Genomic DNA, 20442 nt, shown 5'->3' on the forward strand with positions numbered 1-20442 from the left:
CCGCCCGAGGCCGCGGGAGCCCCAAGACCTACGGCAGTTCCTGCGCCCGGGCGATGAGCAGGGCCACGTCGTCGTGGTTGTCCGGGTGGTGCAGCGTGCGCAGCAGCAGGTCGCACGCCTCCTCCAGCGGGCGGGCCGGGTCGTCGAGCAGGGACAGCAGGAAGGCCAGGCGTTCGTCGAGCGAGTGCCGGCGGGTCTCCACCAGGCCGTCGGTGTAGAACACCAGCTCGTCGCCGGGCGCGAAGTCGACCGTGACGGTGGAGAAGCCGACCCCGCCCACCCCCAGCGGCACCCCGGTGGGCAGGTCGAGCAGCTCCGCCGGGCGGCCGGGCCGCACGCGCGCCGGCGGCAGGTGGCCGGCGTTGGCGATCCGGCACTGCCGCAGATGCGGGTCGTGGACGGCGTACACGCAGGTCGCGATCGAGTGGTTCAGGGCCGAGGTCGTGTTGTCCAGGTGCTCGAGCAGCCGCGCCGGATCGAGGTCGAGCGCGGCCAGGGTGGTCGTCGCGGTGCGCAGCCGGCCCATCGTGGCGGCGGCGCTGATGCCGCTGCCCATCACATCACCGACGACGAGCGCGGTCTTGTCCCCCTCCAGCGGGATCACGTCGAACCAGTCCCCGCCGACCTCGCTGGTGGCGCCCGCCGGCTGGTACCGGGAGGCCACCTCCAGGCCGGTGGTGACCGGCGGATGGCCGGGCAGCAGGCTGCGCTGGAGGGTCAGCGCGGTGTTGCGGGCGTTCTGGTACCAGCGCGCGTTGTCGATCTGCACCGCCGCGCGGGCGGCCAGCTCGCGCGCCAGCAGGACGTCGTCCTCGTCGAAGGGCGCCGGATTGCGGGTGCGTTTGAGGTCGAGCGCACCCAGCACCTCGCCGCGCGCGATCAGCGGCACCGCGAGGTACGAGTGCAGGCCCGCCCGGCCCAGCAGCACGGCCGCCTCGGGGGAGCGGGCGATGCGCGGCAGGTCCTCGTCCTTCACCTGCGGCACCAGGACCGCCTCGGCGGTGCGCACGCACTCGGTGACCAGGCGGTCGGGCGCGTAGCGGGCGGTCCGGCCGGGCGGGTCGGCGGCCAGCACCGCCTCCGTACCCTCCGCCGGACGGACCGCGAGGGCCCGGATCACCGCCGCCTCCGAGGGGCCCAGGGTGCTGCGCCGGCCCTCGACCACCGCCTCCAGCAGGTCCACGGCCGCCACGTCCGCCAGTTCCGGCACGGCGACGTCGGCCAGTTCGCACGCGGTGCGCTCCAGCTCCAGCGTCGTACCGATCCGGGCGGAGGCGTCCGCGATGACCGCGAGCCGGCGTCGCGCGGCCTCCCGCTCCACCGAGGCCCGGTGCTGCTCGGTGATGTCGGTCATCGAGACCGCCACCCCGAGCACATTGCCCATCGCGTCCTCCAGCCGGTACAGCGAGTGCGACCAGGTGTGGTCCGCGTCCGGGTCGGCGGGCGTGCGGCCGACGAGCGTGGCGTCGATCACCGGCGCCCCGGTGTCCAGCACCTGCCGGGCGGCGGCCTCCAGGGCCTCGGTGTCCAGCATCGGCAGCACCTCGCGCACCGTCCGGCCCACGTGCCCGGCGGCCGGCACCCCGTTCATCTCCTCCAGGGCCGGATTGACCGAGGCGAACCGCAGGCCGGTGTCCAGGACGGCGTAGCCGATCGGTGACTGCATCACCATCCGCTCGGACAGCGCCACGTCCTGCTCCAGCCGCCGCACCGTCGACTGGTCGGCGGCGAGCCCGAGCGCGTACACGTCCCCCTGGTCGTCCAGCAGCCGCATGTTGCGGAACTCCACCAGACGGGTGCTGCCGTCCTTGTGCCGGACCGGGAAGCCGCCGGCCCAGCTCTGCCCGGTGCGCATCACGTCGGCGAAGAGCTTGCCGACCAGCTGGATGTGCCGTTCGTGCACCATCAGCCGGGCGGCGTACTGGCCGAGGGCCTCCTGCGCGGTGTAGCCGAACAGCTCCTCCGCCTGCGGGCTCCACAGGACGATCCGCCCGTCGGTGTCCAGCACCACCGACGCCACGCCGAGGACGTCGAGCAGGCCGCCCGGAGGCACCGGCCCACGCGCCGGTTCGCCGCCCTCCGTCACCGGAGCCCCGGGTGCACTCATGCCACGCACCGCCTTCGCCCGTCCGCACGGCACGCCGTCCCCCGTGCCGAATCCCCTGGTTCTACCGCGCTCACACCCGACTCTCCGACGCCTTCGCCGCCTACCTCCACCATCTCTCAACACGGCGCGGCCGTCCGCCGAAGCCGTCGCGCCGGCGGTGCGCGCCGTGCCGGACCTCCTGCCGAGACCGTACAGCGCGGTCCGGCGGGCCGTGAGAGTTCACGCTCATGTTGCTCTGTTGGTCTGTACATGACTACGGCGCCACGCCAGACTGTCCGCCGACCGAGTGATCCCGCCCGCTCGCCCCGGGCCCCCCACCCGCAGAGGAGTCGGCCATGCCCGTGTCCGCCCGGCAACGTTGTCACGCAGTTCTCGCCGGACTCGTCACCCTCGCCACCGCCGCCGTCGTGTCGCTCGCCGCGCCCGCGCCCGCCCACGCGGCGGACACCTGGACCGAGACCGGCTCCGACCGCGCCGACCCGCTGACCGAGAGCCAGGGCCTGGCCTCGGTGGAGGTCCCGGCGAACAGCCCCAACCGCTACACCGGCATCGGCACCATTCCCCTCGGCGTCTCCAGCCGCGGCTGGAATCACGTCGGCGACCCCGACGCCTCGTACGACGGCTATTACGTCGAGCCCTACCAGCGGGACTCCGGCAATTCCAAGATGTTCCGGGTGCAGGCGCCCGGCGGCGCCTGGTCGGAGTACGTCCACACGCTGGGCGCGGGCGAGGCGCTGAACAACTCCTGGGCCGCGATCTCGCCCGACGGCCAGTGGATGCTGTCCGGCGAGTGGGGCACGATGACCCGGCTGCTGGTCTTCCCGACCCCGGGCGTCAACCCGGCCACCTCGCCCTCGGCGAACCTCCCGCAGGTCTCCACCGTCCGTCTGGACCACGCCGTCCGCGACGTCCAGGGCTGCGACTTCTCCGGCCCCACGACCCTGCTGTGCTCCTCCGACGACCCGGAGGGCAGCCTGTTCGGCCTCACCAAACCGCTGCTCCAGATCGACCTGTCGGCCGCGCCGAACGGCACGGCGGACGTCTCCGGGCATGTCACGGCGCTGCGTCAGCTGCCGCTGCGCAGCTCCTGCTCGGGCACCTTCGAGGCGGAGGGCATCGACTACGACCGCAGGAGCGGCACCCTGCGTGTGATCGTTGTCTCGCCCGGCTTCTGCGTGCTGACGGACAGCAAGACGTACAAGTTCTCCCGCGGCTGAGGTGTGCCCGGCGACCGGTGGTGCTTTGCTGAGGATGGATGCGGTTCGGCGGGGTACCCCGTTCCACCGCAGCACGGCCACGAAAGGAGCGATCATGGCAGACACGGAGCGGTCGCATCCGGAAACCGTCTCGGTGGAGATCAGCGGCTATTCCAAGGACGACGCCCGGCTCGTCTTCGAAGCGCTCAGCGCCTGCTTCGCCTCCGACCGGACTCCGGAAGAGGTACCGCAGCAGCTCCACGAGACCCGTCCGATGGTATGGCTCGGTACGTACGACGTCTCGGACACCCGCGGCGGGGGCTGCCCGCCGGTCCACCTCGACTCGCCGGTCCAGGCGGACGTGCAGGGCAGCTACTGGGCGGTGGAGCGGTTCCGCACCACCCTGGACTCGATGTTCACCGTGCAGGAGACCTGCACGGCCTCCGGCGACCAGGAGCGGGACCTGCACCTGCGCCTGGAGAGCCGCTGACCGCGTCGAGGTTCCGGGCGACGCCCCGGCCGGCCCACCGCCGGCCGGGGCGTCGCCGCGCCGGACCGTCGGTTCCCGCGTGCCGCCGATTGTGCAACTAGTTGCACAAAGGCTCGGGCTTCCTCTACAACAGGAGGTGACCGCACCGCGCACGGAGGGCCCGATGAGCCGTTACCCGCATCTGATGACCCCGCTCGACCTGGGCTTCACCACGCTGCCCAACCGCGTGCTCATGGGCTCCATGCACGTCGGCCTGGAGGAGGCCGAGGGCGGCTTCGAACGGATGGCGGCGTTCTACGCGGCCCGCGCGCGCGGGGGAGTGGGCCTCATCGTCACGGGCGGCATCGCGCCCAACGAGGAGGGACGGCCGTACGAGGGCGGCGCCATGCTCACCACCGAGGCGGAGGCCGAGCGGCACCGGACCGTCACCGAGGCCGTGCACCGCGAGGGCGGCCGGATCGCGATGCAGATCCTGCACTTCGGCCGGTACGCCTACCACCGGGACCTCGTCGCGCCGAGCCCGCTCCAGGCGCCCATCAGCCCCTTCGTCCCCCGCGAGCTGACCGACGCCGACGTCGAGCGCACCATCGAGGACTACGCGCGCGCCGCCCGCCTCGCCCGGCAGGCCGGCTACGACGGCGTCGAGATCATGGGCTCCGAGGGCTATCTGATCAACGAGTTCATCGCCGCGCGGACGAACCGGCGCACGGACCGCTGGGGCGGCCCCTACGAGAACCGGATGCGGTTCCCCGTCGAGATCGTCCGGCGGGTGCGCGAGGCCGTCGGCGAGGACTTCGTCATCATCTACCGGCTGTCCATGCTGGACCTGGTTCCGGGCGGCTCCTCGCTGGACGAGGTGATCGCGCTCGGCAAGGCCGTCGAGGCCGCAGGGGCCACGATCATCAACACCGGCATCGGCTGGCACGAGGCCCGCATCCCCACCATCGCCACCTCCGTGCCGCGCGGCGCCTACACCTGGGTCACCAAGAAGCTCATGGGCGCGGTGTCCGTGCCCCTGGTGACCACCAACCGCATCAACACCCCGGAACTCGCCGAGCGACTGCTGGCCGACGGCTGCGCGGACATGGTCTCCCTGGCCCGCCCGATGCTGGCCGACCCCGACTTCGTCGCCAAGGCCGCCGCCGGCACCCCGGAGGCCATCAACACCTGCATCGGCTGCAACCAGGCCTGCCTCGACCACACCTTCAGCGGGCAGATCACCTCCTGCCTGGTCAATCCGCGTGCCTGCCACGAGACCGAGCTGGTCCTCGCGCCGGTCCGGCTGAAGAAGCGCGTCGCCGTCGTCGGCGCCGGCCCGGCCGGCCTCGCCTGCGCGGTCTCCGCCGCCGAACGGGGCCACGCCGTCACCCTGTTCGACGCGGCGGGCGACATCGGCGGACAGCTCAACGTCGCCCGCAAGGTGCCCGGCAAGCAGGAGTTCGACGAGACGCTGCGCTACTTCCGCCACCAGCTCCAGGCCCACGGCGTCGAGGTCCGCCTGGAGACCTGGGTGGAGGCCGGCGACCTGGAGGGCTTCGACGAGGTCGTCGTCGCCACCGGCGTCACCCCGCGCACCCCCGACATCCCCGGCGTCGACCACCCCCGCGTCCTCGGCTACCTCGACGTGCTGCGCGACGGCGCCCCCGTCGGCGACCGCGTCGCCGTCCTCGGCGCCGGCGGCATCGGCTTCGACGTCGCCGAGTTCCTCACGGACGGCGGCGACAAGGCGAGCGAGGACCCGGAGACGTACTTCCGGAACTGGGGCGTCGACACGGACTACCGGGCGCCGGGCGGGCTCACCGCCCCCGAGCGGCCCGCGCCGCCCCGCCAGGTCCACCTGCTCCAGCGCAAGACCAGCAAGGTCGGCGCCGGACTCGGCAAGACCACCGGCTGGATCCACCGCACCGAGCTGAAGCACCGGGGCGTGACCATGGTGCCGGGCGTGCGCTACGACCGGATCGACGACGCCGGGCTGCACATCACCGTCGGAGAGGAGAGCACGGTCCTGGAGGTCGACACGGTCGTGCTCTGCACCGGCCAGGAACCGCGCCGGGAGCTGTACGAGGAGCTGCTGGCCGCCGGGCGCAGCGCGCACCTGATCGGCGGCGCCGACGTCGCGGCCGAACTGGACGCCAAGCGGGCGATCAAGCAGGGCACGGAACTGGCGGCGGCGCTGTAGGGCCGTCCGCGCGCCTCCCTAGGATGACCCCATGTCACTCCCGCACGCGATCCTCACCGCCCTGCTGGAAAAGCCGTCGTCGGGACTGGAGCTGACCCGCCGGTTCGACAAGTCGATCGGCTACTTCTGGTCCGCGACGCACCAGCAGATCTACCGCGAGCTGGGGAAGCTGGAAGCGGAGGGCCTCATCCGCACCCTGCCGGCCGAGCAGCCGGCCCGCGGGCAGAAGAAGAGGTACGAGGTCCTGCCGGCGGGCCGCGCCGAGCTGGCCCGCTGGACCGCCGCCGCGCAGGACCCGAGGGCCATGCGCGATCCGCTGCTGCTGCGGCTGCGCGCGGCGGCCGTGGTCGGCACCGCGGGCCTGGAGGACGATCTGCGCCGCCATCTGGAGCTGCACCGGCGGCAGCTGGCCGAGTACCGGCAGATCGAGCAGCGCGACTTCCCGCCGGACCGGGACGCCCCGCAGGACCGCCTGCGCCACCTGGTCCTGCGGGCGGGCATCGACCTGGAGACCTTCTGGACCCAGTGGCTGACGCAGGCCCTGGCGGAGTTCGCCGGGCTGCCGGACGCCGACTGAGGGCGCGCGTCCGCCGCCGCGGCCGTGCGGCCCGCTCAGAGCCGGTACGGCTTCGAACGGCGGCGCAGCACCCAGCCCGTGGCGACGACCCCGGCGCCGACCAGGGTCGCGCCGACGCCCAGGGTCAGCGGGCCGTAGTCGCGGGCGGCACCGCCGAGCCCGCCCATCACGCCCCGGGACGGTGCCGCCGGGCTGGACGTCGAGGAGATCGTCGGTCGCGTCGAGGGGACCGCCGGTCTCACGGACGCGGGCGCGGACGCGGACACGATCACCGACTGGCTGCCCGCCGTGAGACCGCTGGAGCACACCACCGCCACGGTGTACGTGCCCGGGCTCACCCCGGTCCAGGCCGCGGACTGGCTGACGGAGGTGCCGGTCAGCGCCACCTGGCGGCCCTGGGCGAAGTTCGCCTGACGGTCGGTGAGCAGGGCCGCCGTGCCCCAGCTGCCGTTGATCAGGGTGCAGGCGCTGGTGACCACGGAGACCGTGGTGCCGGTGGTGCTGACCGAGATGCCCGAGGCCGCGGCGGACGGCCCGGCGAGCGCGGCCGGGAGGAGGGCGGCGGCCGCCAGGGCCAGGCCGCGGCGGAGCGGAAGTCGCGAGGTGTGCATGGGCTGGCCTCCGGCGGCACGGTCGGCGGTACGTCCCATGCGCCGCCGGGGGTCGGGGAACGTCCGTGCTGCCACTACCGCAGCCAACGCGCCCCCGGACCCGCCCGCATGCGGGGCGGACCCGGTCGGGTGACGCGTTCCGCCGTCCGGCGCAGAAGGGACACACCGGCCCGATCGGCGGGTGCGCCGCCCCGCGCGGCGACGCGGGTCCGGTGCGCCGGTCAGCCGCCCGTGGTCACCGTCCGCTCCGCCGACCAGCCGCCCCAGGTGCCGTCCGGCAGCCGGGCCCGCAGCCGCACGCGGTGCACCTCGCCGGCGTCGGTGCCGGCGTAGAAGCTGTAGCGTGCCCGGCCGCGCGGTGGTGTGCCGCCCCAGACGAGCGAGGTGGCCGTGGTGCGGTCCAGCTGGATCAGGTACTCGGTGATCACCCCGTCCGTGCGCGGCGGGTCCCAGGCCAGGTCGATGTAGTGGGCCCGGCCCGAGCGGTGGGTGGCGGCGGTGAACCCGGTGGGCGCGGTGCCGCGGCCGTCGTCGGTGCCGGGCGTGGTGAGGCGGACCGGTGCGCCGGCGGGGGAGAGGTTGTCGGCGGCGTCGCGGGCCCGGACCGTGAAGACGTAACGGCTGCCGGGGCGCAGGCCGGTGACGACGGTGGCGGTCTGGTTGCCGCCGACGCTGTGGATCTTCACTCCGCCCTGGTAGACGTCGTACGACAGCACGCCCCGGTCGTCCCGTGACGCCCCCCAGGACAGCTGGACCGCGCGGCTGCCCACGGCGCGCCCGGTGGTCGTGGGCGGCCGAGTCGGTGCGGAGCGGTCCGCCGCCGCCTGCACCGGCGTCCGGGCCCGCACCGCCCGGCTGGGCGGACCCAGCCGGCCCGCGCCGTCCCGGGCCCGGACGGTGAACGCATACATGGTGGACGGCCTGAGCCTGGTGACGTCCACCATGTGCTGCGAACCCGGTACCTCAGCCACTTTGGTGTGGCCGCGATAGACCTCGTAGACGCGGACCCCGGAACCGTCCGGTGCCGCGTTCCACATCACATGGACGCTCGTGGCGCTGCCGGCCGCGGCGGTGACCCCGGCCGGAGCACCGGGCACCCGGCCCTCGCCGCCACCGTCGTCGGACCGGCTCCAGCCGCAGGACGCGACCAGCAGCAGCGAGCCGCAGAACAGTACGAGCGGAACGGGAACGCGTCGCACGCTCTGCCTCCCCCGGACGGCCTCGGCAATCCCTTAAAGGTCCGGACCAATATGCCCGGCCGGTGCGGCCACAGCAAGGGGGCCGCGTTGGTGAGCAGCCCCGGACGTTACGTATGCTGGACGTTCCTGCGGCTGAACTACCCAAGAGGGCAGGGAAGTTCATGCCTGCGGCGCGGACACGCTGTCGTCGCCGAACCCGCGCCGGCGCGGGTGGCCGGGGGATCCGGGTCGGTACCCGTCCGGTTCCCCGGCCCCTGTTGTCCCCCGCCGGGCCCTAGGCTCGCCCGACAGTCCCCTGACGGGGTGTCAGCGGCGTGCTCCATCCGGCCCCTTCGCGGCGGCTCCCGTGGCCCCGCGCCCGGAGCGGCCACCACAGTGTGCTGGATGTCCGCCACGTCCCCGACGAGAGGGTCCCCCATCGTGCGTGTCCCGTCGCTGATCCTGGCCGCGGCCGGCGCCGCCCTGATCGCCCCGGCGGCGCTGCCCGCCCCGGCCACCGCCGTCCCGCCCCGCGAGCGGCCCGCGGCCCGGGACGAGGGCGGCGTCACCGCCGCCGACCTGCTGGCCCGGACCGGCACGTGCACCGAACTCTCCCGGGGCCGGTACCGCACCGACGCGAGCAGCCCCGCGACCGTCCCCGTCTGCGGCACCGACGACGCCGTCTTCTGGAAGGCGGACCTGGACGTCGACTGCGACGGCCGGCCCACCACCCACTGCAACTCCGGCACCGACCCGGTCTTCGCCCCCACCACGGCCTTCCAGCAGTCCGACGGCCGCTACCTGAACGCCGAGACCCTGCCCTACATCGTGGTCCCCGCGCCCAGCTCCCGCTGGGACTACCGCGCGCACGGCATCCAGGGCGGCTCCGTGGCGGCCGTCGTCCACGGCGACCGGGTGCAGTACGCGGTCGTCGGCGACACCGGCCCGAGCGACCTCATCGGCGAGGCCTCCTACGCCACCGCCAAGGGCCTGGGCATCGACCCCGACCCGCTCACCGGCGGGGCGCCCTCCGACGTGACCTACATCCTCTTCCGGGACTCCCTGATCACCCCGATCGAGGACCACGAGGAGGCGGTGGCGACGGGGGAGCGGCTGGCCAGACAGTTCCTCACGAACGACTGACCGGCGGGCCCGGGGTTCACGGGCCCCTTGCCGGCCGTCATCCGCGGCGGCTGGGAGCGGCGCCCCGCGCCTCCGGTGGCCGGCCCGTCGGCGAGTCCGGGCCCGCCGCCGGTCGGCCCAGACCGGGAGAGCCCGGCCGGGTGCCGGGACCGGGCCCCTCGCGTCACACCTTGCGGTAGCTGTACGCCTCCGCCGCCGCGGCCTCCACCGCGTCCAGGTCCGCCCCGGCGGCGGAGGTGACCACGGCGGCCACCGCGCCCTCCACGAACGGCGCGTCCACCAGGCGCGTGCCGTCCGGCAGTTCGTCGCCCTCGGCGAGCAGCGCCTTTACCGTGAGCACCGCGCTGCCCAGGTCGGTGAGGACCGCCACCCCGGCCCCCCGGTCCACCGAGGCCGCCGCGGCGGAGATCAGCTCGGCGCTGGTGCCGAGCCCGCCGCCCTCCGTGCCGCCTGCCGGGGCCACCGGCACCGCGGTCGCCCCGCCCGCCAGACCCTTCGCCAGCGCGGCGACCGAGGCGGCCACCTCCGCGCTGTGCGACACCAGCACGATCCCGACCAGCCGCCCCTCGCTCACTGCTCCGCCTCCGCCGTCTCGGCCAGCGCGGCGATCAGCAGCGCCGACGAGGTCGCCCCCGGATCCTGGTGGCCGATGCTGCGCTCGCCCAGATAGCTCGCCCGCCCCTTGCGCGCCTGCAACGGCGTGGTGGCCAGCGCGCCCTCCTCCGCGGCGGCCCGCGCGGCGCCGAACCCGGCGCCGAGCGCGTCCACGGCCGGCACCAGGGCGTCGATCATGGTCTTGTCGCCCGGTGCCGCCCCGCCGAGCGCCATCACCCCGTCCACGCCCGCGCGCAGCGCCGCGGCCAGCTCCTCCTCGCCGACCTCGGCGGCGTCCCCGAGCGCCTTGCCGGTCCGGCGCAGCAGAGTGCCGTACAGCGGCCCGGACGCACCGCCGACCGTCGAGATCAACTGCCGCCCGGCCAGCGTCAGCACGGCCCCCGGGGTGTCCGGCGCGTCCTTCTCCAGGGCGGCCGCCACGGCGGTGAACCCGCGCTGCAGATTGCTGCCGTGGTCCGCGTCCCCGATGGCCGAGTCGAGAGCGGTGAGCCGGTCCGCCTCGCGGCTGACGGACGCGGCGGCCGTCGTCATCCAACGGCGGAAGAATGCGGCGTCGAGCACTGGATCTCCTCGCGTGGTAGGGCTGTCGGCCGTTCGGCCGGGACGGTGCGCCGTCTGCTCCGCCGTATCACATTCCCCAGCGCAGCGCCGGGGTCTTCACCGGCGCGTCCCACAGCCGCAGCAGCTCCTCGTCGGCCTGGCACAGCGTCACCGAGGCGCCCGCCATGTCCAGCGAGGTCACGTAGTTGCCGACGAGGGTGCGGGCCACGACGACCCCGCGTTCCCGGAGCACCCGCTGCACCTCCGCGTTGAAGCCGTACAGCTCCAGCAGCGGCGTCGCCCCCATGCCGTTGACCAGGACCAGGACCGGGCTGCGCGGCGGCATGTCCTCCAGGATGGCGTTGACCGCGAAGTCGGCGATCTCCCCGGAGGTCATCATCGGCCGCCGCTCGCGGCCCGGCTCGCCGTGGATGCCGATGCCCAACTCCAGCTCGCCGTCCGGCAGATCGAAGGTCGGGCTGCCCTTCGCCGGGGTCGTACAGGCGCTCAGGGCCACACCGAAACTGCGGGAGTTCTCGTTGACCTGGCGGCCGATGGCCTCCACGCGCTCCAGCGGCTGCCCCTCGGCCGCGGCGGCGCCCGCGATCTTCTCCACGAAGAGCGTCGCGCCGGTGCCGCGCCGGCCGGCCGTGTAGAGACTGTCGGTGACGGCCACGTCGTCGTCGACGAGCACCTTGGCGACCTGGATGCCCTCGTCCTCGGCCAGCTCGGCCGCCATGTCGAAGTTGAGCACGTCGCCGGTGTAGTTCTTCACCACGAACAGCACGCCCGCGCCGCTGTCGACGGCCGCCGCGGCCCGCGCCATCTGGTCGGGCACCGGCGAGGTGAACACCTCTCCGGGGCAGGCGGCGGACAGCATGCCCGGACCGACGAACCCGCCGTGCAGCGGCTCGTGCCCCGAGCCGCCGCCCGACACGAGCGCGACCTGACCGGACACGGGAGCGTCGCGGCGGACGATCACCCGGTTCTCCACGTCCACGTTCAGGTCCGGATACGCGGCCGCGAAACCACGCAGCGCGTCCGCCACGACGGTCTCCGGGACGTTGATCAGCATCTTCATGCGTATCTCCTCGTGAGCTCGGCGGTTGCGCCCAAGACCCGTGTCTTCGCAGGTCAGCGGTGCACTGACGGCCGCCCGAGGAGGGAAGCCGCCCGTCCGTCTACTGGAAGTATCGACCTTGCGGCGGCGAAGGTCACCTGTGACCGCACCCCTTCACGGTGCGTAGCGGCCGCTTGGCCCAGCGTGTCCGCCGCGCCGCGGCGGACGGGGTCGCGCGCCGGGGAGCCCGTCGAAGGGGTGGTCGACGCACACCTGTCGCCCCAGCGTCCCGGGGTGCCCCCACCGTCCGCCCGCGCCGTGCTACTCCGGCGTCTCGGCCCGGTCCTCCTCACCGGTGGGCAGGCCCACCGGGCGGCGGCCCGGCGGCTGCTGGGGTTCCGGGCGGGCGGGCGGACGGGGCATCGGGCGGTCGACCGGACCATCGGTGGTGGTCAGGTGCGTCGGCTCCCCGTGGTGGAGCATGTCCAGCGGTTCGCCCTCCACCAGCCGGTAGCGCACGTGGGACCGGCCGATGTCCACCTTCAGCCTGCGTCCGCGCACCAGCACGGTGAACGCCACCCTGGCGAGCGCCTCCGGCAGGCGCGGCGTGAACGACAGCACCCCCGGCCTGCCGTCTTCGTCGAGGTAGCGGCGCATCCCCCCGAAGCCCATGACGAGGGCGATCCAGGTGCCGGCGAGGGAGGCGATGTGCAGTCCGTCACGGGTGTTGTGTTCCAGGTCGTCCAGGTCCATCAGCGCGGCCTCGTTGAGGTACGCGTAGGCCAGCCGCAGATGACCGGTCTCGGCGGCGAGCACCGCCTGGCAGCACGCCGACAGGGAGGAGTCGCGGACGGTCAGCGCCTCGTAGTAGGCGAAGTTGCGCGCCTTCTGCTCCTCGGTGAAGGAGTGCGGGCACTGCATCATCGCCAGCACCACGTCGGCCTGCTTCACCACCTGCTTGCGGTACAGGTCGAAGTAGGGGTAGTGCAGCAGCAGCGGGTAGTCGTCCGGCGGGGTCGCCTCGAAGTTCCAGCGCTGGAAGGTCGTGAATCCGGCCGACTGCTCGTGGACGCCGAGGGACTCGTTGTACGGCAGCGCCATGCGGGCCGCCGCGTCCCGCCACACCGCGGCCTCCTCGTCGTCCACGCCGAGTTCGGCCGCCCGGTCCGGATGGCGTACCGCCGCGTCCGCGGCGGCCAGCAGGTTCTGACGGGCCATCACGTTCGTGTACAGGTTGTCCCGGGCCAAGGCGCTGTACTCGTCGGGACCCGTGACCCCGTCGATGTGGAAGACGCCTTCCGGGTCGTGGTGACCGAGGGAGCGCCACAGCCGGGCGGTCTCCACGAGGAGTTCCAGCCCCTCGGCGCGCTCGAACTCCTCGTCCCCGGTCACCATGACGTACCGCACGACGGCCACGGCGATGTCGGCGTTGACGTGGAAGGCGGCCGTACCGGCGGGCCAGTAGGCGGAGCACTCGGCGCCGTCGATGGTCCGCCAGGGGAACGTCGCCCCGGACAGCCCGAGCTGACGCGCGCGCTCCCGTGCCGCCGGCAGCGTCCGGTGCCGCCAGCGCAGCGCCGGCGCGACGGCCTCCGGCGCGGTGAAGGTCAGGACGGGCAGCACGAAGGACTCGGTGTCCCAGAAGGAGTGCCCGTCGTAGCCGGTGCCGGTCAGGCCCTTTGCGGGGATCGCGCGGTTCTCGCCGCGGGCCGCCGCCTGGAGCACGTGGAAGAGGGCGAACCGCACCGCCTGCTGGATCTGCGCGTCCCCCTCCACCTCGACGTCCGCGCCGCCCCAGAAGCGGTCCAGGTACGCCCGCTGGGCGGCGGCCAGCCCGTCCCAGCCGGTGCTGACGGCGGCCGCCACCGCCCCGTCCACCTGGTCGTGCACGGCCGGCAGCGAACGCTCACCGGACCAGCCGTGGGCGACGAACTTGACCAGCCGCAGCGGCTGTCCGGGAACCAGGTCCGCGGTCACCGTCAGCCGGCTGACGTCGGGCTCGCTGTGCGCGGTCCACTTCGTGCTCCCGGGCCCCTCGACTAGGTGGTCGGCGGCCGTACCGACGCGCAGCCCGCTGCTGGCGGTGCGGTGCACGAGCCGCAGTCGGGTGTTCTGCGCGAAGTGCTCCTCGGGCACCAGCGGGGACTCGGTCGCCGCGGCGACGCGCGGATCGCCGTGGAAGCTGGGCAGCTGTTCGTTGGCGACCAGCTCGGACTGCACGGCGACCGTCGTCGGTCCGTCGACGGGCTCCACCTCGTACACGACCGCGGCGACCGCCCGCTGGGTGAAGGACACGAGCCGGTGCGAGGTGATCCGGACGGTACGGCCGCCGGGCGACGTCCACCGCGCGGTCCGGGTGAGCACACCGGAGCGGAAGTCCAGGACCCGCTCGTGCGCCAGCAGCCGGCCGTAGCGCAGGTCGCACGGGTGGTCGTCCACGAGCAGCCGGATGATCTTGCCGTCGGTGACGTTGATCATCGTCTCGCCGGACTCGGGGTATCCGAAGCCCGCCTCCGCGTACGGCAGCGGGTGCCGCTCGTAGACGCCGTTGAGGTAGGCGCCGGGCAGCCCGTGCGGCTCCCCCTCGTCGAGGTTGCCGCGCCAGCCGACGTGCCCGTTGGACAGCGCGAACACCGACTCGCTCTGGGCGAGCACATCGAGGTTGAGCTCGGTCTCGCGCAGGCACCAGGGCTCGACCGTGTAGCTGGGATGGGTGATCACCGCGACTCCAGGAGCTCGGCCAGGTCCCGGACCACCACATCGGCCCCGTGCTCGCGCAGTTGCTCCGCCTGGCCGGCCCGGTCGACGCCCACGACGACGCCGAACCGGCCCGCCCGGCCCGCCTCGACGCCGGCCAGGGCGTCCTCGAACACGGCCGCCTCGTCCGGCTGGACGTCCAGCCCGCGGGCCGCCTCCAGGTAGGTGTCCGGGGCGGGTTTGCCGCGCAGCCGGCGTTCGCGCGTCACCACGCCGTCGATCCGCTCGTCGAACAGATCCTCGATCCCGGCCGCCACCAGGACGTCCCGGCAGTTGGCGCTGGAGGACACCACCGCGCAGCGCAGCCCGGCCTCCCGCACCGCGTGCACGAAGCGGACCGAGCCCTCGTACGGCTGCACCCCCTCCTCGCGGATCCGCCGCAGGACCAGGTCGTTCTTCCGGTTGCCCAGGCCGTTCACGGTCTCCGCCTCCGGCGGGTCGTCCGGCGACCCCTCCGGCAGGTGCACCCCGCGCGCGGCGAGGAACGTGCGCACCCCGTCCTCCCTGGGCCGCCCGTCCACGTACGCGTCGTAGTCGTCGACCGCGTCGAAGGGGACGAACCCGGTCCCCTCACGGGCCGCGCGCTCGCGCAGGTAGCCGTCGAACATCTCCTTCCAGGCCGCCGCGTGCACTTTCGCGGTCTGGGTGAGTACCCCGTCGAGGTCGAACAGGCAGGCACGGACATGAGAAGGAAGCCCCAGCATGCCGCCGAGGCTAGGGGCCCGGCACGGCCCGCCGCGGCAGGACACCACGCGCCGGGCCGCAAGGCACCCGCTCGGTGGAGGCGGGCACGGCGGGGCCGGGCCGTTCGCGTCGCCGCGGTGGCCCGGCCCGGCCTCACCAGGTGACCGGCAGGCTCAGCGGGAAGCGCCGGATGGTGCCGTTGTCCCACTCGATGTCCTCGGCGGGGACGTCGAGGCGCAGCTTGGGGAAGCGGGCCAGCAGACCCGAGACGGCGCTGTCCAGCTCCGCCCGTGCCAGGGGTGCCGCGAGGCAGTGGTGCCCGCCCCAGCCGAAGGTCATGTGCGGGCGCGCGGGCCGTTCCAGGTCGAGCTTGTGCGGGTCGGGGAAGACCTCGGGGTCCCGGTTGGCCGCGAGGTAGGACACGTGCACGTAGTCGCCCGCGCGGATCGGGACGCCCTCGATCTCCGCGTCCTCCAGGGCGATCCGCGGAATGCCCACGCCCTTGCGGAACGGGATGAACCGCAGCAGCTCCTCCAGCGCGCCGGGGAACCGTTCGGGGTCGCGCGCGAGGGCGGCCGTCTCCTCGAGCCGGGTCAGCAGCAGATAGGCGATGTCGCTGATCTGGCAGGTCGCGGTGTCGTTGCCGCTGAGGATGAGCGTCACGGCGAGGACCGCCAGCTCGTCGTCGCTCAGCGGCTCCTCGCCCTCCGGCACCGGGGCGGTGGCCAGCGTGCTGAGCAGGTCCTCGCCCGGCGAGCTCCGCCGGGCCGGGACCAGTTCGGCGAAGTACGCCCGCAGGCAGGCCTTGGCGTCGGCCGCGTCCTGCCGCGCGTCCGGCGAGGTGGCCAGCAGCCGCATGGTGTGCGCGCGCAGCTGGTCGCGGTCGGCATCGGGGACGGCGAGCAGCTCGCAGATCGTCAGGTGGGGCAGCGGTACGGACAGATGGGTGACCAGGTCCGCGGGCGGACCGGCCTCGTCCATCGCCGTCAGCAGCCCGGCCACCACCCGGTCCACGGCCGGCCGCATGGCCGCCACCCGCTCCCGGGTGAACGCCTGGGCCGCCACGTGCCGCAACCGGGTGGAGTGCGGCGGGTCCGTCACGTTGATCGACTCGGGTGACACGATCGGCTCGGGCGTCATCCGCGGATAGTCGCGTCCGACGATCGCCGCCCGGCTGAACCGGGGATCGCACGTCACCTGGCGCACGCCGGCGAAGCTGGTCACCAGCCACGCCTCCGCCTCGCCGTAGGGCAGCCGGATCCGGCTGACCGGGCCGCGGCGTGCCAGCGCGTCCAGCGCGGGGTCGTACTCCAGTGCGTCGGCGAAGTCGAAGGGGCAGTCGGGAACCGCCGGGTCGTGGGACGACATACAGCCTCCTTAGCGCGCCGCCGGGCGCGTCGCTTCCGGGGGGCCGGTCCTACCCGTGCCGGCCGCTGAGCGTCGTCGCGGCGGCCCCGGGGGCGGGGGCGTGGTGGGCAGCCCCGGTCCTTCCCGGTCGGCCTGGTGCGAGAGCTGTGTTCACTATGCGGTACCGCGACCGGTCCCGCACCACGGGCGCCCGGGGGGCGCACCCGCTCAGACCGTCATCAGCACGTTGACGAGGACGATGACCACGGCGGCGACGACGGCCGCGACGACCACCCAGGGCCACATCGCGGGCTCCTCGGCCGGTTCGACCGCCGACCGGACCGTCGGCTCGACCTCGGTGGACTCGGACACGGTGGCTCCTCGCGGGGCGGACGGCGGACGGCCGGGCGTACGGGGGCTGTACCGGCTCCATCGTGGACCGGGCGGGCGCCGCGTTTCAGTCGGGGTGGCCACCGGAGGCGGGGTGGAGTTTCCTCCACCCCCTCTCCGCCCGGCCCGCCGCGGCACCGCATCGGCCGGACGGAGAGGGGAACTCGGTCGCCCGGGGCCCGGAGGCCGCCGATCGGCGGAGGAGGTGCCGTTGCCGTGGACGACTGGGAGATGTGGGAGATGCGTGACGAGGTACGGCTGTCACCGCGGGAGCGGCTGGCGCTGTTGCGGATCGAGGCGGACCTGCGGCGGGACCGGAGGTTCGCGCGCCGTATGGGCGCCGGCCCGCGCGAGGTCTGGCTGCCGGCGGCGGTGCTGCTGCTGACGGTCGCGTCGGTGTTCGTCGCCGTGATGGGCATCCGCACCTCGGACCCCGCGTTGCTGTGGTGCTTCGCGCTGCTGTGGCCGCTGACCCTCTTCCAGGCGTTCCGGCTGCTGTGCCGGGCTTCCTGCACCCGTCCCCGCACCGGTGTCAGGACGACCCGTGGCACGCAGCCGTGGCTGTGACACACGGCTCCCGGGCGCCGGCACTGGGCCGCATCCCTGAGCCGAACGGGTGAATCCAGAACGGCGCCGCCCGGCCCCCACGGGTCCGGACCGGCGCCGTTCTCCCTCGGCCCTGGCTCTCCAGGTCCGCTCTCAGCTCTCCTTGCCCCGTCCCGTCAGCGCGTCCCGCAGCCGGTCGACCAGACCGGCTCCGGGGGCCAGCAGCTTGTTGGCCGGGGGCTTGTCCGGTGCCGACGGGTGCGGACGCGTGGGCGCCATCTTCTTCGCCCGGCGGACCTTGTCGCCGAGGTCCATCAGCGCGTCCGGGGGACAGGCCGCCTCCAGCCGCGGAAAAAGGTTCTGCTCCTCGTCCGTCACATGGGACCGGATCTCGCTCATCAGCTGAGCCATCAGCGAGTCGAACCGCGGATCGTCCGCCTGGCAGCCCTCCAGATCCTTCATGATCTGCTCGGCCTTGGCGTGGTCCTCCAGCTCCTTGTCGGCCAGGGCGTCCCCGCCCGTCACGTGCTGGCGCACCGCCGGGTAGAGGTAGGCCTCCTCCGCGACCGAGTGGCGGACCAGCTCGATCGTGGCCTGGTCGCACAGGTCCTTGCGCTCCTGGGAGCCGGCCGGCAGCGCCTCGATGCGGCCGAAGATCTCCTCGACCTCGCGGTGGTCCGTGGTCAGCTCCTGGATGACGTTTCCGCCGTGACCCATGGTCGTTACCTCCTGCGTGGAACGCGGCGGCCCGTGAACGGCCCGCCGTCGCCGCAGAGAGTGCCCCGCGGCGGACGCGCTACACGGCCCGCCGCGCCCGGTCAGCGCATCGAGTGGCACGCGGCGGCCATCCGGCCCGCCCCGGACAGCGCCCACTCCCACCAGTGGTCCAGGATGTCCGGCGCCAGCGCGTCCGCCGCCACCAGCGCCGGCCACCGCAGCGCGCGGGCCTGGGCACTGACCTTCGCGCCGCCCGCCACCGGATCGACCGCGATCACCGGGGTGCCGGTGCGCAGACCCAGCACCAGGCCGTGCAGCCGGGTGGTGACGACCAGGTCGAGGCGCGCCACGAGGGAGAGGAACTGCTCCGCGGTGGCGCACAGCCGCCAGTCGCCCATGGCCAGCCGGGAGTCGGCCGGCACCCGCGCGCAGTCCTTGCCGGCCAGCCAGCCGGTGATCCGCTCGTTCACCTCCGCGTGCCGGCGGCGCGCCCCGTACTCCCCCTGGCCGTGGGAGAGGACGACTCCGGCCACGGGCGGCAGCGGTCCCGCCGGGGCGTCGGCCGCGAGATCGCGCCGGGCCGGGCCGGCGGTGCCGTCCCGCGCGACGATCACGTCGAAACCGGTGACCGCCGGGTCCGCCGGATCGACCACCGAGACCCCGGCCGCCAGTCGTCTGCAACACCCGAACCTTCCATGCAGAGCGGCCACTTGCGGCCCGTGCACCGGACCGCACACGAACAGCAGGGTGTCGTACGCCCGCGGCTCAGCCGTCTCCAGCGACAGCTCACCGGGCCGGAAGCCGGGGCTCCACGCCGTCTCGTGCCGGATGCCCGCCCTGGTCAGCGCGGCCGACATGCGCTGCTGCGCCAGCACGTCCCCGGCCGTCGCCTCTCCCTCGCGGAAACTGAACCAGCCGGTGAGCAGCAGCCGCCGCGGAGGCCGGCCGGGCCCGCGCAGCAGGCGCAGCACCGCCTCGGCGACATCGTCGTGCATCAGCGCCTCCAGCGTGGTAGAGGGGCGCAGGAGTCGCGCGAGTACCCCTGAGACCCGAGAATAAGAATCCAACGCGTGAACCCAACTGGCAGGGGAACTCAGCTGCCAGTGCCGTCCAGCAAGCGGCGGCGTGCCAGGCCGGTCCTCCCGATCAGCGGGGACCCGGGCCGGGCCATTCTCCTCCCATCGGGCCGACGAGGTCGGTCCCGGCGACGCGGTATGCGCCGAACGCCCAGGCAGGGGCGTTGTCCGGCGCGACGACGCGGACGAAGGAACAGCCCCATGACTGGTGACACACCGTTCTCCTGGCGGCGCGCCCTCGTGACCGGCGGCGCCGGCTTCCTCGGCTCCCATCTGTGCGAGCGGCTGCTGGATTCAGGTGTCGAAGTCGACTGCGCCGACAACCTGGCCTGCGGGCGGCGCGAGAACATCGCGCACCTGGAGGACCGGCCCGGTTTCCGGTACGTGCACGGCGACGTCTGCGCACCCGACTGCACCGGGCGGCTGGCGGGCCCGTACGACCTGGTCCTGCACTTCGCCTGCCCGGCCTCGCCCGCCGACTACCTGCGCATGCCCCTCCAGACCCTGGACGTGGGCAGCCTCGGCACCCGCAACGTCCTGGCGATCGCCGAACGCGACGGCGCCCGCTTCCTGCTCGCCTCCACCTCCGAGGTCTACGGCGACCCGCTCGTCCACCCGCAGCACGAGGGCTACTGGGGCAACGTCAACCCCGTCGGGCCGCGCAGCGTCTACGACGAGTCGAAACGGTTCGCCGAGGCCCTGGTCACGGCACACGCCGGCACCAGGGGGACGAACGCCGGGATCGTCCGGCTGTTCAACACCTACGGTCCGCGGATGCGGGCGCACGACGGCCGCGCCGTGCCCACCTTCATCTGCCAGGCCCTGGCCGGCGAGCCGCTCACGGTCACCGGCGACGGCAGCCAGACCCGCTCGCTGTGCTACGTCGACGACACGGTCGACGGCATCCTCCGGGTCGCCGCGAGCCGCTCCGTACGACCCGTCAACATAGGCGGCAGCGACGAGATCACCGTCGCCGACCTGGCCCGCCGGGTGGTCGCCCTCACCGGCTCCCGCTCCCCGATCGCGTTCGTCGACCGGCCCGTCGACGACCCCGGCCGGCGCCGCCCCGACACCACCCTCGCACGCGAACTGCTCGGCTGGTCGCCGCAGGTCCCCTGGGAGGAGGGCCTGAAGCAGACCATCGCCTACTTCGCGGCCCTGCCCCCGGATCCGGACCCGCGCGTGGAGGAACCGGCCCCGCGCCCCTGACCCCCGCATCTTCCCCGGCC

19 protein-coding genes are annotated in these 20442 nt (G+C 73.9%); 7 read left to right on the forward strand and 12 right to left on the reverse strand.

The features are described 5' to 3' along the window. Nucleotides 1-28: 28 nt before the first annotated feature. Entirely contained in the window at nt 29-2107 is a 2079-nt protein-coding gene (locus tag AB0947_RS26975; protein WP_366752904.1) for a SpoIIE family protein phosphatase, read from the reverse strand. Nucleotides 2108-2442: 335 nt separating this feature from the next. Here AB0947_RS26975 and AB0947_RS26980 point away from each other — a divergent pair, with 335 nt between their 5' ends. The 4 genes from AB0947_RS26980 to AB0947_RS26995 all read left to right on the forward strand — a co-directional run bounded on the left by AB0947_RS26980 (nt 2443) and on the right by AB0947_RS26995 (nt 6549). Next, nucleotides 2443-3324 (forward strand): hypothetical protein, encoded by an 882-nt coding sequence (locus tag AB0947_RS26980; protein WP_366752905.1) that lies wholly within the window; start codon nt 2443-2445, stop codon nt 3322-3324. A 94-nt stretch (nt 3325-3418) separates the two neighbouring features. Beyond that, complete coding sequence (locus AB0947_RS26985) at nt 3419-3793, forward strand: hypothetical protein (RefSeq protein ID WP_366752906.1); 375 nt, start codon at nt 3419-3421, stop codon at nt 3791-3793. A 163-nt stretch (nt 3794-3956) separates the two neighbouring features. After that, entirely contained in the window at nt 3957-5972 is a 2016-nt protein-coding gene (locus AB0947_RS26990; RefSeq protein WP_366752907.1) for an NADPH-dependent 2,4-dienoyl-CoA reductase, read from the forward strand. Nucleotides 5973-6003: 31 nt separating this feature from the next. Beyond that, a complete protein-coding gene (locus AB0947_RS26995) occupies nt 6004-6549 on the forward strand; it encodes a PadR family transcriptional regulator (protein ID WP_366752908.1) in 546 nt (181 codons plus the stop codon). 35 nt (nt 6550-6584) lie between these two features. Here the strand turns inward: AB0947_RS26995 and AB0947_RS27000 are convergent, their stop codons facing one another. Beyond that, the gene (locus tag AB0947_RS27000; protein WP_366752909.1) at nt 6585-7160 is read right to left on the reverse strand and encodes a hypothetical protein; all 576 of its coding nucleotides are present in this window, start codon (nt 7158-7160) and stop codon (nt 6585-6587) included. A gap of 221 nt (nt 7161-7381) precedes the next feature. After that, nucleotides 7382-8359 (reverse strand): fibronectin type III domain-containing protein, encoded by a 978-nt coding sequence (locus AB0947_RS27005; protein ID WP_366752910.1) that lies wholly within the window; start codon nt 8357-8359, stop codon nt 7382-7384. A 420-nt stretch (nt 8360-8779) separates the two neighbouring features. Here AB0947_RS27005 and AB0947_RS27010 point away from each other — a divergent pair, with 420 nt between their 5' ends. Beyond that, on the forward strand, nt 8780-9481 hold the full coding sequence (locus AB0947_RS27010; RefSeq protein ID WP_366753049.1) for a glycoside hydrolase family 75 protein: 702 nt from the start codon (nt 8780-8782) through the stop codon (nt 9479-9481). A 163-nt stretch (nt 9482-9644) separates the two neighbouring features. On the opposite strand, the gene AB0947_RS27015 is transcribed toward AB0947_RS27010, so the two are convergent. The 7 genes from AB0947_RS27015 to AB0947_RS27045 form a co-directional block, all read right to left on the reverse strand. Beyond that, entirely contained in the window at nt 9645-10055 is a 411-nt protein-coding gene (locus AB0947_RS27015; protein WP_366752911.1) for a PTS fructose transporter subunit IIA, read from the reverse strand. Next, nucleotides 10052-10657 carry a dihydroxyacetone kinase subunit DhaL gene (dhaL, locus tag AB0947_RS27020; RefSeq protein ID WP_366752912.1) on the reverse strand — a complete coding sequence of 202 codons (606 nt, stop codon included), beginning with the start codon at nt 10655-10657 and terminating at the stop codon, nt 10052-10054. Before dhaL ends, AB0947_RS27015 begins: the two co-directional genes overlap by 4 nt. 67 nt (nt 10658-10724) lie before the next feature. Next, entirely contained in the window at nt 10725-11717 is a 993-nt protein-coding gene (gene dhaK, locus AB0947_RS27025) for a dihydroxyacetone kinase subunit DhaK (protein WP_366752913.1), read from the reverse strand. Nucleotides 11718-12017: 300 nt separating this feature from the next. Continuing rightward, a complete protein-coding gene (locus AB0947_RS27030; protein ID WP_366752914.1) occupies nt 12018-14417 on the reverse strand; it encodes a glycosyl hydrolase family 65 protein in 2400 nt (799 codons plus the stop codon). Next, nucleotides 14414-15157 (reverse strand): beta-phosphoglucomutase family hydrolase, encoded by a 744-nt coding sequence (locus AB0947_RS27035; RefSeq protein ID WP_366752915.1) that lies wholly within the window; start codon nt 15155-15157, stop codon nt 14414-14416. Before AB0947_RS27035 ends, AB0947_RS27030 begins: the two co-directional genes overlap by 4 nt. Nucleotides 15158-15290: 133 nt before the next feature. After that, nucleotides 15291-16505 (reverse strand): cytochrome P450, encoded by a 1215-nt coding sequence (locus AB0947_RS27040; protein WP_366752916.1) that lies wholly within the window; start codon nt 16503-16505, stop codon nt 15291-15293. A gap of 207 nt (nt 16506-16712) precedes the next feature. Then, the gene (locus AB0947_RS27045; protein WP_366752917.1) at nt 16713-16856 is read right to left on the reverse strand and encodes a hypothetical protein; all 144 of its coding nucleotides are present in this window, start codon (nt 16854-16856) and stop codon (nt 16713-16715) included. Between the two features lie 234 nt (nt 16857-17090). Between AB0947_RS27045 and AB0947_RS27050 the strand changes: the two genes are divergently transcribed. Further along, nucleotides 17091-17441 carry a DUF3040 domain-containing protein gene (locus tag AB0947_RS27050; RefSeq protein ID WP_366752918.1) on the forward strand — a complete coding sequence of 117 codons (351 nt, stop codon included), beginning with the start codon at nt 17091-17093 and terminating at the stop codon, nt 17439-17441. Between the two features lie 132 nt (nt 17442-17573). On the opposite strand, the gene AB0947_RS27055 is transcribed toward AB0947_RS27050, so the two are convergent. Then, nucleotides 17574-18137, reverse strand: a complete 564-nt coding sequence (locus tag AB0947_RS27055; protein WP_366752919.1) for a hemerythrin domain-containing protein — start codon at nt 18135-18137, stop codon at nt 17574-17576. 101 nt (nt 18138-18238) lie between these two features. Beyond that, nucleotides 18239-19132 (reverse strand): polysaccharide pyruvyl transferase family protein, encoded by an 894-nt coding sequence (locus AB0947_RS27060; protein WP_366752920.1) that lies wholly within the window; start codon nt 19130-19132, stop codon nt 18239-18241. A 282-nt stretch (nt 19133-19414) separates the two neighbouring features. Here AB0947_RS27060 and AB0947_RS27065 point away from each other — a divergent pair, with 282 nt between their 5' ends. After that, a complete protein-coding gene (locus AB0947_RS27065; RefSeq protein ID WP_366752921.1) occupies nt 19415-20422 on the forward strand; it encodes an NAD-dependent epimerase/dehydratase family protein in 1008 nt (335 codons plus the stop codon). Nucleotides 20423-20442: the final 20 nt, after the last annotated feature.

The sequence above is a fragment of the Streptomyces sp. NPDC047841 genome (genome assembly GCF_040704085.1).
Taxonomy (GTDB): domain Bacteria; phylum Actinomycetota; class Actinomycetes; order Streptomycetales; family Streptomycetaceae; genus Streptomyces; species Streptomyces argyrophylli.

Bases quoted from the DNA above. Each gene is read 5' to 3' on its own strand.
- dhaK (WP_366752913.1), bottom strand. From the start codon at position 11,717: ATGAAGATGCTGATCAACGTCCCGGAGACCGTCGTGGCGGACGCGCTG.
- AB0947_RS27065 (WP_366752921.1), top strand. From the start codon at position 19,415: ATGACTGGTGACACACCGTTCTCCTGGCGGCGCGCCCTCGTGACCGGC.
- AB0947_RS27040 (WP_366752916.1), bottom strand. From the start codon at position 16,505: ATGTCGTCCCACGACCCGGCGGTTCCCGACTGCCCCTTCGACTTCGCC.
- AB0947_RS26980 (WP_366752905.1), top strand. From the start codon at position 2,443: ATGCCCGTGTCCGCCCGGCAACGTTGTCACGCAGTTCTCGCCGGACTC.
- AB0947_RS27060 (WP_366752920.1), bottom strand. From the start codon at position 19,132: ATGCACGACGATGTCGCCGAGGCGGTGCTGCGCCTGCTGCGCGGGCCC.
- AB0947_RS26990 (WP_366752907.1), top strand. From the start codon at position 3,957: ATGAGCCGTTACCCGCATCTGATGACCCCGCTCGACCTGGGCTTCACC.
- AB0947_RS27055 (WP_366752919.1), bottom strand. From the start codon at position 18,137: ATGGGTCACGGCGGAAACGTCATCCAGGAGCTGACCACGGACCACCGC.
- AB0947_RS26975 (WP_366752904.1), bottom strand. From the start codon at position 2,107: ATGAGTGCACCCGGGGCTCCGGTGACGGAGGGCGGCGAACCGGCGCGT.
- AB0947_RS27000 (WP_366752909.1), bottom strand. From the start codon at position 7,160: ATGCACACCTCGCGACTTCCGCTCCGCCGCGGCCTGGCCCTGGCGGCC.
- AB0947_RS26995 (WP_366752908.1), top strand. From the start codon at position 6,004: ATGTCACTCCCGCACGCGATCCTCACCGCCCTGCTGGAAAAGCCGTCG.
- AB0947_RS26985 (WP_366752906.1), top strand. From the start codon at position 3,419: ATGGCAGACACGGAGCGGTCGCATCCGGAAACCGTCTCGGTGGAGATC.
- AB0947_RS27035 (WP_366752915.1), bottom strand. From the start codon at position 15,157: ATGCTGGGGCTTCCTTCTCATGTCCGTGCCTGCCTGTTCGACCTCGAC.